This window comes from Paenibacillus sp. S28 (assembly GCF_016624415.1).
In the GTDB taxonomy this organism is placed as follows: domain Bacteria; phylum Bacillota; class Bacilli; order Paenibacillales; family Paenibacillaceae; genus Paenibacillus_AQ; species Paenibacillus_AQ favisporus.
On sequence record NZ_JACVTM010000001.1, the window covers coordinates 381,745 to 395,373 of the forward strand.

The 13,629-nt window shown below is 52.4% G+C and carries 12 protein-coding genes; 10 read left to right on the plus strand and 2 right to left on the minus strand.

The window, feature by feature from the left end; translation table 11 throughout:
* Window positions 1-87 precede the first annotated feature (87 nt).
* From IAE55_RS01665 to IAE55_RS01695, 7 genes are all read left to right on the plus strand, one after another.
* Complete coding sequence (locus tag IAE55_RS01665; protein ID WP_105443214.1) at window positions 88-1,038, plus strand: ABC transporter permease; 951 nt, start codon at window positions 88-90, stop codon at window positions 1,036-1,038.
* Between the two features lie 114 nt (window positions 1,039-1,152).
* Entirely contained in the window at window positions 1,153-2,877 is a 1,725-nt protein-coding gene (locus tag IAE55_RS01670; protein ID WP_200630749.1) for an extracellular solute-binding protein, read from the plus strand.
* Between the two features lie 17 nt (window positions 2,878-2,894).
* Window positions 2,895-3,803 carry a carbohydrate ABC transporter permease gene (locus IAE55_RS01675; protein WP_116230771.1) on the plus strand — a complete coding sequence of 303 codons (909 nt, stop codon included), beginning with the start codon at window positions 2,895-2,897 and terminating at the stop codon, window positions 3,801-3,803.
* A 34-nt stretch (window positions 3,804-3,837) separates the two neighbouring features.
* Window positions 3,838-4,728, plus strand: a complete 891-nt coding sequence (locus IAE55_RS01680) for a phosphoesterase (RefSeq protein ID WP_200630750.1) — start codon at window positions 3,838-3,840, stop codon at window positions 4,726-4,728.
* Between the two features lie 13 nt (window positions 4,729-4,741).
* Window positions 4,742-5,746: a LacI family DNA-binding transcriptional regulator gene (locus IAE55_RS01685; RefSeq protein WP_234489233.1), complete on the plus strand. Its 1,005-nt coding sequence runs from the start codon at window positions 4,742-4,744 to the stop codon at window positions 5,744-5,746.
* Between the two features lie 112 nt (window positions 5,747-5,858).
* Window positions 5,859-6,170: a Dabb family protein gene (locus tag IAE55_RS01690; RefSeq protein ID WP_200630752.1), complete on the plus strand. Its 312-nt coding sequence runs from the start codon at window positions 5,859-5,861 to the stop codon at window positions 6,168-6,170.
* A gap of 36 nt (window positions 6,171-6,206) precedes the next feature.
* Window positions 6,207-6,716: a GNAT family N-acetyltransferase gene (locus IAE55_RS01695; protein WP_200630753.1), complete on the plus strand. Its 510-nt coding sequence runs from the start codon at window positions 6,207-6,209 to the stop codon at window positions 6,714-6,716.
* A 102-nt stretch (window positions 6,717-6,818) separates the two neighbouring features.
* On the opposite strand, the gene IAE55_RS01700 is transcribed toward IAE55_RS01695, so the two are convergent.
* Both IAE55_RS01700 and IAE55_RS01705 read right to left on the minus strand, forming a co-directional pair.
* On the minus strand, window positions 6,819-7,475 hold the full coding sequence (locus IAE55_RS01700; protein WP_200630754.1) for an NADPH-dependent F420 reductase: 657 nt from the start codon (window positions 7,473-7,475) through the stop codon (window positions 6,819-6,821).
* A 99-nt stretch (window positions 7,476-7,574) separates the two neighbouring features.
* Window positions 7,575-8,468, minus strand: a complete 894-nt coding sequence (locus tag IAE55_RS01705) for a LysR family transcriptional regulator (RefSeq protein WP_200630755.1) — start codon at window positions 8,466-8,468, stop codon at window positions 7,575-7,577.
* Window positions 8,469-8,606: 138 nt separating this feature from the next.
* On the opposite strand from IAE55_RS01705, the gene IAE55_RS01710 reads away from it, so the two are divergent.
* The 3 genes from IAE55_RS01710 to IAE55_RS01720 all read left to right on the plus strand — a co-directional run bounded on the left by IAE55_RS01710 (window position 8,607) and on the right by IAE55_RS01720 (window position 13,624).
* Window positions 8,607-9,356: an SDR family NAD(P)-dependent oxidoreductase gene (locus IAE55_RS01710; RefSeq protein WP_200630756.1), complete on the plus strand. Its 750-nt coding sequence runs from the start codon at window positions 8,607-8,609 to the stop codon at window positions 9,354-9,356.
* A 535-nt stretch (window positions 9,357-9,891) separates the two neighbouring features.
* Window positions 9,892-11,367: a PTS mannitol transporter subunit IICB gene (locus tag IAE55_RS01715; protein WP_145946123.1), complete on the plus strand. Its 1,476-nt coding sequence runs from the start codon at window positions 9,892-9,894 to the stop codon at window positions 11,365-11,367.
* Window positions 11,368-11,452: 85 nt separating this feature from the next.
* Window positions 11,453-13,624 carry a BglG family transcription antiterminator gene (locus tag IAE55_RS01720; RefSeq protein WP_200630757.1) on the plus strand — a complete coding sequence of 724 codons (2,172 nt, stop codon included), beginning with the start codon at window positions 11,453-11,455 and terminating at the stop codon, window positions 13,622-13,624.
* Window positions 13,625-13,629: the final 5 nt, after the last annotated feature.

The following is a 13,629-nucleotide window of genomic DNA, read 5'->3' on the forward strand; positions in this document are numbered from 1 at the left end:
GACAACGATTAAGGGTGACGGGCGGCATACAAGACACCGCTTCGGTTCATCAGCAATCATCCACAAAAAAGAAGGTGATCCCAGTCCATGCAAACCCAGGTGAAAACAGCAGCTGTACCTGGAAAGACACCCGGCAAACGATGGAAAAACATTCTTCTGCATAAATACCTCTACATCATGCTGCTTCCTTGCCTCGCTTTTTTTATCGTATTTTCCTACATACCGATGGTCGGCCTGATCCTGGCCTTCAAGGAATACAAGTTCAATACGGGAATCCTCGGAAGCCCGTGGGTCGGTCTGAAGTACTTCGAGCGTTTTTTCAATGATTATCAGAGCGCAATGCTCATCAAGAACACCTTGATCATATCCTGCATGAAGCTGTTTATCGGCCTGCCTTTTCCGATCCTTCTGGCTTTGATGTTCAACGAGATCCGCAACCGTTATTTTCGCAGCATCGCCCAGAGCATCGCCTATCTCCCGCATTTTTTGTCCTGGGTAGTGGTCGTGGGGCTTGCTCAACGCCTGCTTGCTCCGGATAACGGCTTGCTCAACCAGGTCGTGTCTTATTTCGGCGGGGACGGAAGCACCTTTTATATGATGGAACCGAATTATTTCTACTCCATTATGTTCGGCAGCCATTTATGGAAGACGATCGGATGGGACTCCATTATCTATTTGGCGGCGATCGCCGGCGTCAATCCGGATATGTACGAGGCGGCCAAAATCGACGGGGCGAACAAGTGGAAGGAACATTGGTACATCACTCTCCCTTCCATCCGTCCAACGATTCTCATTTTGTTCATTCTTTCACTGGGTAATATTTTGTCCGCCGGATTCGATCAGCTGTACCTCTTGAGAACTCCGGGAAACATGCAGCTCTCTGAAATTCTGGATACTTATGTCATTCGCATCGGTCTTCAGGGCGGCCAATACGGATATGCAACGGCTGTGGGATTAATGCAGGGCTTGATCGGATTGATCCTTGTCGTTACTGCCAACCGTATCTCAAGAAGAGTTTCTGATACATCGGTATGGTAGCGATACCATATGCTTTGCAACAATATTATTGCGTCCATATCGAATCCAGCATTGCATCCATGTAAAGACAGGGGAAAGGCCATTGACCAATTATTTGAAAAGAGGGATGCCGAAATGCTGAAAGGGAAAACGTGGTTCAAAATGTTGTCCATGCCGCTTATCGCCTCCATGCTTCTAGTTGGGTGCAGCGGAAATGATTCAAGCGGTCCAAACAGCGAACCGACGGCGGCTAATCAGGATGCGGGTACGGCAAATCACCCTGCGACTTGGATTGCGGACCGCAAAGTAAAAGGGCTTGTCTTTATGGGGACGGATGACTATACGGAGGATATGAATGCGGAGATCAAAGCCAAGCTGAAAGAGATGACAGGCATCGACCTGGAAATCGAAATCATGGTGGCGGACCATTCCATCGACGGACTCATTGCGGGGCTGGCGTCGAACGACCTGCCCGATTTTATAACATTCTATCTTAACAACAGCGGCCGGCCCGAAATGCAGGTCGTGCTGAAAGCGGCCAGAGAGCAAATGTTTACGGACCTTACGCCGCTGATGAAGGACACGAAGATTTACAGCAAATATCTGCAGGACGACTACCTCCCGCTTGACACGAAGTATGGCGTCATGTTCCGGCCGGAGTTCGGCGGATCGTCTTATTTCGTCCATATGAATATCGCCAGACAAGGCGGATACTCGACCCGTAAATATGCCGGCGGTCCTTATATCCGCAAGGATATTGCCGATGCTCTGCATGTGGATCCGCGCACGATTGATACGACCCAGAAGCTGTATGAGCTTGCGCAAAAGATCAAGGCAGGCGGGTTCAAGGATAAGAACGGCAAGGACGTCGTTCCGATCGGTCCTTCTTACTGGGGAGGCAAGGAGGTCGGCGCCCTGTTTAACGACCTGGAGTGGGGCAGCGCCGACCAGCGGATCAAAAAGGATGCAGGAGGTAACATTTTGCATGAAAGCCAGACCGAATATGCACTGAAAAAAGTCGAGTATGTGCAAAAGCTCCTGAGCGAGAAACTGCTGCATCCCGAATTTTTCACGATGGACGAAAGCCGGGCGACGGAAGGCGCACTGAATGGAACGTGGGGAATTATCGGAGATATGCACAATTATCAGGAGTTTAACCGCGATATGCATTACCTGCCGCTGGGCCCGATCAATTATGTTGACCGTCCATACCAAATGCAGGTCGATTATAAATCCGGATACTCGGCCTGGGCGATTCCGGCAACGACCAAAGATCCGGAAGACATCATGAAGCTGGCGGACTTCCTGGCAAGCCGGGAAGGAAAGCTGCTGTGGCAGTATGGGATTGAAGGGAGGGATTACACCCTGGATGCCAAGGGGAACCCTCTAGCCAACAAAGATATTTTGGATTTGAAGCAAAACAATCCCGAGGAAGCGAAGAAGCTTGGCTTTGCAGGTGTCGGCAACTATTGGGGTGAGCTGCTGGGATCGACGGATATTGACCGGATGGCCGACTTCGGGGAAATGGAGTACGGCGACGCGGTTGCTCCGGAAGTGAATGCAGGCGCGCTGAAAATCGCCGATTACTGGGGCTGGGATGACAAACGCAAACAAGCGAATGTTGTGGACGGCTACACACCTTTATCTTTCATCGGAGAATTTGATCAGGGAACCGAGCTGAAGGCGGCGTTCGAAAATTATGACGACAGTCTGATTCGGGCGTATTACGCAAAAAACCTGGATGAGGCGAAGAAGATCCTGGACTCCGCTTCCAAGCAGCTGGATGCCTCCGGACTGCAGGCGTTCCTTGAACTGCTGAAGCAGAAAAATGCCGACGCTAAAACGCATTTGAAATTCTAGATGGGAGGATCATGCGGATGAAGCCATTTTACCGGACGCCGCTGGGTGAAAAAGTATATATCTTCGTAATCTACCTGCTGATCACGCTGCTGTGCCTGTCCATCGTCCTTCCGTTTTTGAACATATTGGCGCTCTCCTTCAACGCAGGGAAGGATGCGGAGCGCGGTGGGATTTACTTCTGGCCCCGGGTATGGTCGATCCAAAATTTCAAGGAGGTGTTCGCCTCCTCGAATATCGTAACGGCTTTCGGCATCTCGCTGTTTCGAACGGTGGTCGGCACGGTCGCGAGCGTATTTCTGACCGCGATGGGCGCCTATGCGCTAAAGAGCAGAACGATGCCCGGAGTACGCTTCTTCACGCTGCTGATCTTCTTTACGATGCTGTTCAGCGGGGGAATGATCCCGTATTATATGCTGCTGAAATCGCTGCATTTGACCAATACGATCTGGGTATATATTATCCCGAGCTTGTACAGCGCCTGGAACCTGATCATCATGCGGACGTTCTTTCAGCAAATTCATCCCAGCTTGGAAGAGTCTGCGCGGATGGACGGCTATAATGACTTCGCCATCTTTATGCGGATCATCATGCCGCTCAGCAAGCCGGTGATCGCCGTCATCGCGTTGTTCAACGCCGTCGGACACTGGAACGACTGGTTTACGGGCGCTTTTTATGTCCGTTCAGCAAAATTGCGGCCGCTATCGACACTGCTGCAGGAGATGCTCACGCGGGCGGAAGCGATGCGCAGCAAGCTGGAATCCGCTGCAGGCATGAACCAATATGACGCGCTGGAGAAAATGCAGGTAACGGGCGATTCCATGAAGATGGCCACGATCATCATTGTCGTAGCGCCGATCATCATCATTTACCCGTTTATTCAAAAGTATTTCGCCCAAGGCGTTATGATCGGTTCGATTAAGGAATAACCTCAGAAAGATGATCAACCAGGGAGGATTTGGCATGCGCATCGAAAACCCTTATGATAAAAGAGGAACGTGGCTTCGCGGAAGCTTTCATAATCATACCAATAACAGCGACGGCTGGTTTCCACTGGATACGGTATATCGGATGTACGCCGATTATGATTTTCTCGCGATTTCGGATCATGACAAAATTACTGATTTGGCTGGAGAATGCAGCATCCCCACGGTTTTTGAAGCGATCGAGGTCAGCAGCCGCGAGCCTCACATGCTTCTCGTTGCGCCCCCTCGTTCCATTTTGGAGGGCTACAGCAGCGAGTTTTTGATTGAAAATTACCAGAGGCTTGCTGATATGACTTTGAATAACGGCGGTATCTGCGTTCTTGTCCATCCGAACCGGTATTTTTCGAATTACTGGAACCTAGAGGACATGCTGCGGATGGAGCGGGTGACCGGCATCGAGGTATACAACGGGGACGGGAACATCGAATACGATATCGCGTTTGATAAATGGGACGCGATGCTATCGGCGGGACGGCGGGTTTGGGGCTTCGGAAACGACGATTCGCATGTGTACGGACAAGAGAAGCAGGCCTGGAACGTCGTGCTTGCTGAAGAAAATTCGCAGCAGTCCATTCTCGACGCGATCCGAAGCGGCAGTTTTTATGTCTCCACTGGTTTTGGTTTTGAATCGATTCAGACCGAAGATCGTCAGATCTGCATCCGCCTGAAGTCGAACAAACTGCTGGACCGGATGTATAAATACGTGACCTTGTTTGGGAAAGACGGCAGGGTGCTGCATGAGGAAACGGGACGGATTACGGAAGTGACTTATTCGTGTATGGGAGACGAAGGGTATGTCCGCGTAAGCGCCTATATTGAAGGAGGCTATGCGGCGTTCTCTCAACCCTTGTTCATTAATCAGCGTTAGGGATGAGATGGGTATGAGCGTTAAAATTAAGGATGTTGCCAAACGGGCCGGTGTCTCTACGACAACGGTCTCCCGTGTTTTAAACGGGGAAAAATACGTCAGGGAAGAACTGAAGGACCGCGTCAACCAGGCCATTGAAGACCTGGGTTATGCGCCCAGCCATATAGCCAGAAGCCTGGTCAGAAACAAAACCAATCTGCTGGGGGTCATCGTGCCGGATCTGACCTCCAGCTTTTATTCGACCATTCTGAGCTCCATCGAGCAGACCGCTGCCTTCAATCATTATAATCTGCTCGTCTGCAATATCAGCGAGGACATTGACAAGGAGTTCAAATACCTGAACATTTTCAAGGAAATGCGCGTGGAAGGCATCATTATCATGCACGAGAAGATCAATGAGGATATTCGGAATTTTATCGAGAAATTAAAAATTCCCGTCATCTTCTCCAGCGTGAAGCCGATGGACCAATCCTTCGTATCGGTCATCGTGGATGATTATGCCGCAGCGTATGACGCAACGACATATTTAATCGGACTCGGGCATAAGCAGATTGCTTTTATCGGCGGGGACATGCGGGATATGACTTCCGGCCAAAACCGGTACAGCGGGTACCGGAATGCTTTGGCGAACCATGGAATTAAATTTGTCCATGAACTGGTCCGTTTCGGTGATTACAAGGTGAACAGCGGCTATGCACTGATGGGTGAGTTCCTGCGTTACAAACATAAACCGACGGCGGTCTTTGCCGTTAGTGACGATATGGCGATCGGGGCAGTCAACTGCATCATCGATTACGGCCTGAAGGTTCCTGACGATATTTCGGTGATCGGCTTTGACGGAAGCCAGATGACGGAACTCGTCCGGCCCCGGATCACGTCTATGGAGCAGCCTATTCAGCGCATGGGCGAGGTGACGGTCGAAACGCTGCTTCAGTTCATTGCAGGAGAAAAGCGAACAGCGGAAGATATCATTTTGGGTCATCGGTTAGCGGTGCGCGACAGCTGCAGACCTCTATGAAGGTTGTGAACAACCAAGAACCGGGGACGCTTTGAAGCTGTCCATCTTTTTGATTAGCCTTTATAATAGTAAAAGACTCGTTTGTCATTTCGATGAAAAAAGGAGTGTTAACGTGAAAGACGGCGCAATCATCCATTCGGTCATCTTTTCGCTGAAGCATGAGAAGGGTTCGTCCGCTGAACAGCGATTTCTGGAGGACGGCAGAGCTGCGCTCAGCTCGATTCCTACGGTAAAGGAATTTCAAGTATTCCGGGAAATCAGCCCCAAGAATACATATGACTTTGGTTTTTCCATGAGGTTTGACAGCCGTGAGGATTATGAAGCCTATAACGCTCATCCGCAGCACGTGGCTTTTGTGAGGGACCGTTGGGATCCGGAAGTGATCCAGTTTCTCGAGATCGATTATGCCGGATATGAGCATTGAGGTTAGATTTTCGATAGGACGAGGATGGTGCAAGCTTTGAGTATTCAAATTCGAACAGGCCGGAGAGATCAGATGGAAGAGATCATGCAATTGATCTCCAGATGCGTTCAGGTCATGCAGGAAGGCGGCAGCGACCAATGGGACGACGAGTATCCGAACCGAGATGTCATCGGGGAAGATCTGAGCCGGGGGACGCTGTTCGCAGCAGAAGACGACGGACGGATTCTTGGCATCATGGTGCTGGATCAGCATCAAGACGAGCAGTATGACAAGATCGATTGGACCGAGACCGAGGGGCCGCATCTGATGATGCACCGGATCGCGGTGGATCCGATGGCCCAAGGACAAGGAATCGCACGTAAGCTGGTTGCTTTTGCGGAACAGTTTGCCCAAGAGAATGGATACAAAAGCATCCGGCTTGATACATACGCCAAAAATGCGCCTGCCCTCAAGCTGTACCGGGGTCTCGGCTACGATCAGCGGGGTGAAGTGAACTATCCGGGACGGGAAGCGGGCTTTCCGGCTTTTGAAAAAGTGTTTGTATAGTCTTCGGCAAGGTAATCCGATACCGTTATAAAGAACAAAAATCCACTTTTCTCCGTTATGGTGGAGACAAAGGGGATTTTTGTTGTTCTGTTTATATGGCGATCAAGCTCTAAACTCCGCTAGGCGCTCGGGGCTTGCTTCCGCCAACGCTTGGCGAAGGCTGTCGGCGTCGTGCTCGCGGTAGCTTGGCGTACCCGGCTGCTGGCGCCAGGACTCATCCAGTCCGCCGGCGTCGATGGCGTCAAAGCCAAGTTCTTCAATCAGGTCAAGCACGACCTGCTTAGAGGTGGGATCGTCTCCAGCCACCGGCAGGGCCAAACGTCCAGGGCTGCCCTTCGGCAGACCGCGTTCCAGCAGATTTTGTGCGGATATGCCGTTAAAAGCTTTATTCACCGGCCGCTTCAGATGCTGTTCCACCCAGCGGCTCTCCGGCAGACCTGCTTCAATTTCCGCGATGAGACCGTCGCGCTGACGGGGGTAATAGTTCCCCGTATCGATAATCACGGCATTTGGTGCAGTATGGTCGAGGATTCCGGCAGGAAGGTCAGGAATGTTTTTCTGAGGAATCGTCACAATGACCACTTCTGCACCCTGCGCCACTTCCGTGACTTCCTTGGGCGCTGCTCCCGTTTCTTCAGCAAGTGCAGCCAAGGTTTGTGGGCCTCTCGAATTGGCGATGGACACTTCATGTCCGAGTTTGGTCAGGCGGCGGGCGAGATTTCCTCCGATATTTCCGGCACCGATAATCGCAATTTTCATTTATTCCGACTTCCTTTCCCGAATTAGTTGTATATCATCAAATAAACTGTAACAAAAACAGTTATCGATGTAAAGCGCAACAAACTATTTTTTTCCAAATTAATGATCCTGCTGCGGGTAGAGCTTTTGCATGGTATCCAAGAAGCCTTGGAGAAGAGGAGAGATGTGGTCCTTTTTCCATACAAAAGACATCCTGTATGCGGATTGGCTAACTCCAAGTACAGGCTTATATGTGAGATCGGTGCGTAAATGCCGGGCAGATTCATGAATCAGGGCAATGCCGAGACCCGATGAAACGAGCGACAACAACGTATGCATTTCGTCGGCTGTTTGAACAATGGCTGGACTGAACCCAGCCTCCATGCATATTTGAATCATGGTATCATAATAAACCTTTCCTACTTCCCGGTTGGTAGTAATAAACGATTCCCTGCTTAATTCGCCGATATACACAGTATGGCGGTTACCCAAAGGATGTTCGGGAGGGAGCGCGACCCAGAAAGGCTCGCTCCGGATGGAGTAGGACATAAGAAGCGGCTCGTTCACGGGAATGCCTGTAATACCGATGCTAAGCGTGCCATCCAACAGAGCTTCGATTTGGGAAGATGAATGTAAATGGCATGGTGTGATTTGGACTTCGGGATATCTTTGACGGTACGCAGAAATGACCTGAGGAAGAATGTCCCAAGTTGCGGATTCCACGAATCCGATCCTGAGTTCTCCGATCATCCCCGACAATGCGCTCCTAACCTTGTCCACGGCACGATCCGCGTGGTAGAGCAAGTTTCTGGCTTCCTCATAAAATAAAATTCCGGCCGATGTCAGCGAAACACTTCGTTTGGTACGGATAAACAAGGCCCCGCCAAGCTCCTGTTCGAGCTGGCGAATCTGCTGACTAAGTGCAGGCTGGGCGATGCCCACCCGATCGGCTGCCCGTCCGAAGTGCAGCTCCTCGGCCAAAGTGACGAAATATTTGAGCTGCCTCAGTTCCATATTGATCCTCCAATTCCCTTTTTTAATAAGTAAAACTTATTACAGAAATATATAACCGATATTTCACTTATGATTGGATTGATATTACAATAGAATTCATCCAATGTCACACACATGGCGAAGGGAAAGGTGATCAAGATGACTCCAATGAAACGTACAGCGATCGTAACTGGCGGAAGCAGTGGAATCGGATTCTCGATTGCTCAAAGGCTCATACAAGAAGAAATCGGTGTCATGATCCTTGGCAGACACGAAGCTTCCCTGAGGGAAGCATGTAAGCGGCTGGGCGAAGGCGCTTCATGGGTACAAGCGGATGTACGCCGTCGTGAAGATGTACAGCGGGCCGTCGAGGAGGTAGTCCACCAAAACGGACGTTTAGATATAGTGATTAACAATGCGGGGCTCATGGGTGAGGCCGTTTCTACCGGAGCGCCTCTTGAAGATTCCGAACGGTTCTGGGATGACATTATTGGCGTGAACTTGAAGGGGGCATTTTTGATGACGGCTGCCGCCGGGCCATACCTGGCAAGTCCGGGCGGCAGGATCGTCAATATCAGCTCGATCGGGGCGTTTACAGGTGGAAGCGGCCCCGGATCCCTGGCATACGCCGCCTCGAAATCCGGGCTCCATGGCCTTACGTACGCTGCAGCCCGAGAGCTGAGCGTCAGAGGGATAACGGTGAATGCCGTGGCTCCAGGCTTGATTACGGATACCGGTTTTGGCCACCGTGAGGATAAACTGCAGCAGTTGATCCCGAGTATTCCCGCCGGACGTCCGGGGACGCCGGACGAGGTAGCCGCCGCGGTCTTATACTTGATTTCGCCGGATGCATCTTATGTCACTGGAGAAATTCTGAACGTCAACGGCGGATGGCTTTTTGGGAGATGACGTCTTTCATGCAGGATATGGCCAACACATATACACGCTAGCGCCCTAAACCAGGGCGCTTTTTTTAATATCAGAAAGTATAAACTCCAGAGCCATGGCTTCCTGATATTGCAAGAAAAACTTCCATTAGAGGCGGTCTGTCTTCTGTGAAGGTACGTCGATAGACGTTTTTTTTATTTTGTGAAAAATCGGTAATTTCTGAATTAGGTCCACTTAATGGGAAAAGCTACCCATGATCAGGTTCCATAAAGGAAAACTTAATCTTGGAAAATTACAGATTAAACGAACGCAGTCACAGCTGACCGGAGTGAACTTAGCCCGAATGTTTCCCCTGCATGTCATCCTCACCAGGACCTGCAAAAGCCTGATGCATCAAGGGTTTAGGCAGGATTCATAAAGTTTTGTCATCAGGGCTCCTGACAATATAGCGTTTTCATTTTATTGAGTGTCAGGTTGATGTCGGCTAGGATGGATATAGGACGAACGACGTATTGCAAAATACCGTTCGACAAAAGTTTACAAGGAGGTTATCCTCATGGCCCAATCCACATCTTCCTCCGCATCCGGTGCCGCCCGGGTCGGAGTTCAAAAATTCGGGCGCTTCCTGAGCGGCATGGTCATGCCGAACATCGGAGCGTTCATCGCGTGGGGCTTGATCACGGCACTGTTCATACCGACCGGCTGGATTCCGAACGAGTATCTCGCGAAGCTGGTCGACCCGATGATCAAGTACCTGCTCCCGCTGTTGATCGGATACACCGGCGGTACGATGGTGCACAAGCAGCGCGGCGGCGTGATCGGCGCCCTGGTCACGATGGGCGTCATTATCGGAACCGACATTCCGATGTTCCTCGGCGCGATGGCCGTCGGACCAGGAGCTGCCTGGGTGCTCAAACAGTTTGACAGAGCCGTCGAAGGCAAAATCAAGTCCGGCTTCGAAATGCTCGTCAACAACTTCTCGCTCGGCATTATCGGCGGTGTGCTCGTCCTGATCGCTTATTCAATCGTGGGACGCATCATCGAAGCCGTCACCAACGTGCTTTCCTCCGGCGTTGAGTTTCTGGTTCACCACCACCTGATTCCGCTCGTCAACATTTTGATCGAACCGGCGAAGGTGCTGTTCCTGAACAACGCTATCAATCACGGGGTGTTGAGCCCGATCGCGATTGAACAAGCGCAGACCGCGGGCAAGTCCATCCTGTTCATGCTTGAATCGAACCCGGGTCCCGGACTCGGTATCCTGCTCGCTTACATGATCGTAGGCCGGGGTTCTGCACGTCAATCTGCACCGGGTGCGGCGATTATTCACTTCTTTGGCGGGATTCATGAAATTTACTTCCCGTACATTCTGATGAACCCACGCCTCATTCTGGCGGCAATGGCCGGCGGCGTGACAGGCACATTTACGTTCTCGCTGCTGAACGCGGGACTCGTTGGCCCGCCATCTCCGGGCAGCATCATCGCTTACCTGGCCATGGCGCCGCGGGGAGAAATCCTACCCGTACTGAGCGGGGTCATCACCGCTGCGATCGTATCCTTCGTCGTGGCTGCGCTTCTGCTGAAAACCAGCAAGAAGACGGAAGAAGACCAGGACGATCTTGAAGAAGCAACGAAACGTATGAAAGACATGAAAGCTGCAGGAACTCCGGCTGCTGCGGCGGCCGCTGCGGAAGAAGGGGCGAAAGAAGCAACGGCTCCTTCGGCGGCAAGCACAGCTGAAGGACAGAAGAGCAAAGACGAGGTTCACAAAATCGTCTTCGCCTGCGATGCCGGCATGGGCTCCAGCGCCATGGGCGCTTCCATCCTTCGCAAGAAGATGAAAGCCGCCGGATCGCCGATCGAGGTCACGAACACGGCGATCAGCGACATTCCGTCCGACGCGGATATCGTTGTCACGCATAAAACGTTGACCGACCGTGCTCGCGGCGTAGCGCCGCAAGCAGAGCATATTTCCATCGACAACTTCCTGAAGAGTCCGGAATATGACGAGCTTGTCGAACGCTTGAAATAACTATAAAAACGCTTGAGGCGAATGGATGCGGGCATATGTGCCGGCGTCCAAGCGCCTTTTGCGGCCGTTTTGGAGGCTAATGGGCATGGAATTGTCACACCGTGTAAGACAGATCTTGGATTTGCTGCTGCGAAGCCCTTCGGAGAGTACGGTTGCCGAAATCGCCAGCAGCATTCGGGTCAGCCCGCGGACGGTGCACAGGGAGCTGGACACGGTCGAGAGTTATTTGCATCGGCACGGGATTACGCTTCACCGGAAAGCCGGTTCCGGCCTCAGTGTAGAAGGTGACCCTTCTCAAATTGAACAAGTCCGATCGGAGCTGCTCATGCCCGCCGAGATCGAATATTCGGCGGATGAGCGGCAGGTATACCTCCTTGCCCGGCTGCTTGGTTCACGGGAACCGGTGAAGCTGTTTACGCTTGCCCACGAGATGAAGGTCACGGTACCGACCGTAGGAGCGGATCTGGACGATTTGACCGACTGGATCGGCAAACAAGGCTTGCTGCTGATCCGACGGCGAGGCTATGGAGTGGAAATTACCGGCTCGGAGCCCTTGATCCGCGAGGCGATTCGTACGCTCGTCCGCTTCCGGCTGGATGACTTGTCGCTTATCGGGTACTCGGAGCAGAATCCGCATCATCCAGTGGATGCCCGAATCGCCTCAATGGCCGGGGCGGACCGCATTTCGGCGATCGAAGAAACCTTGTGGAAGTGGGAGGAGCGGCATCAGGAAGAATCCTTCAGTGAGGAAGCCTATACCGATCTGCTGATCCGGCTGTCCATCGCGGCAGCCCGCATTCGCAAGGGCATCACAGTCACTGAAGCGGAAGCCGACCGCCTTATCAATCTGCGGCGGTTTGACCGGCCATCCGCTATGCCGGCTCAAGACCATAAAATGAAGTCTGCTGAACTTTTATGCGATGAGTTGAGTGAAGTTCTGAACATGGAATATTCGCTGCCTGAAGTGAGGTATACCGCAGAACTTCTTGAAAGAGCCTTGGCTCATTCGACAGGAATGCTTCCGGCGGACGATCTGGAGCTTGCCGGCACGGTCCGCTCGCTCATCCGCAAAATGATGGAACTGGATGCGAACGACTACACCGCTGACCGCTCCCTTCGGGACGGTTTGTTCATGCATTTGAAAGCGGCGATGGAACGAATCACAGCAGGGCAGCGGATCCGGAACCCGCTGCTGGATACGATCCGCAAGGACTATGCCGAGCTGTTCGGCCGGGTCCGGCAGGCAGCGGACGCTGTTTTTCCTTCCGTCCGCATCCCGGACGAGGAGATCGCTTTTCTGGTGATGCATTTTGGAGCCGCGCGGGAGCGGATCGGCCAGATCCCCCAGCATTTGCGCGCGGTGATCGTTTGTACGAGCGGAATCGGCTCTTCGAAAATGCTGGCAGTTCGGCTGCGCAAAGAATTTCCGCAGCTCCAAATCGTCGAACAGGCTTCATGGTATGAGGCCGCAAGGATACCGAGAACGGACTATGATTTGATCATCAGTACCGTCGATTTGCCGCTGCCAGAGGAACAATATTTGAAGCTGAGCCCGCTGCTTACGCCAACCGAAGCGGAGAAGCTCCGGGATTATATCCGGCACCGCCGCGTGAAGCCGCTGCCGGACGCTTTAACAGCGGATGCCCAGCCGCTGCCAGGATTGCTGGAGGATTTGGCACCGGAGCTGAGAGATTGGCCTGCCGACCGCCGGGAAGCGGACGGCACAGCCGATATCGACGGCTTGCGTTCATTACACCAAACCCTCCAGCAAAGCATTGAGCTCTTGGAAGCTTTCCGTGTGCTGCCGCTGCGGATTGAAGGGCAGCCGAGCCTTGATCAATGGCTTCGTGCCGCCTGTACAGCGCCGGCGCTCCGGGACGTGATCATCGACCCGGAAGCTGTCGCGGCTCTGCTGCTGCAGCGGGAACAGCACGGGACCCAGCTGATTCCCGGCACGGAGCTGGCGCTGTTTCATACGCGCAGCGATGCGGTGAAACGGCCGGCATTGATGCTCTTTGAACTGGATCAACGGCTCAGGCTGGATGACTCAGGTGACGTTGAGCTGTCGCGCTTTTTGCTGATGCTGGCTCCGCGGCAGCTCGAGCGGGAAACCCTGGAGGTGCTGAGCGAGATCAGCGCAACGCTGCTGGACATGGATATGATTGAAGCCCTTGCGGAGGGGGATGAAGGGCGCATTAGGGAACTAATGTCCGCCCATCTCCGTGCATACTTAAAAAACAAATTGGAGAGAGAGTGATCATC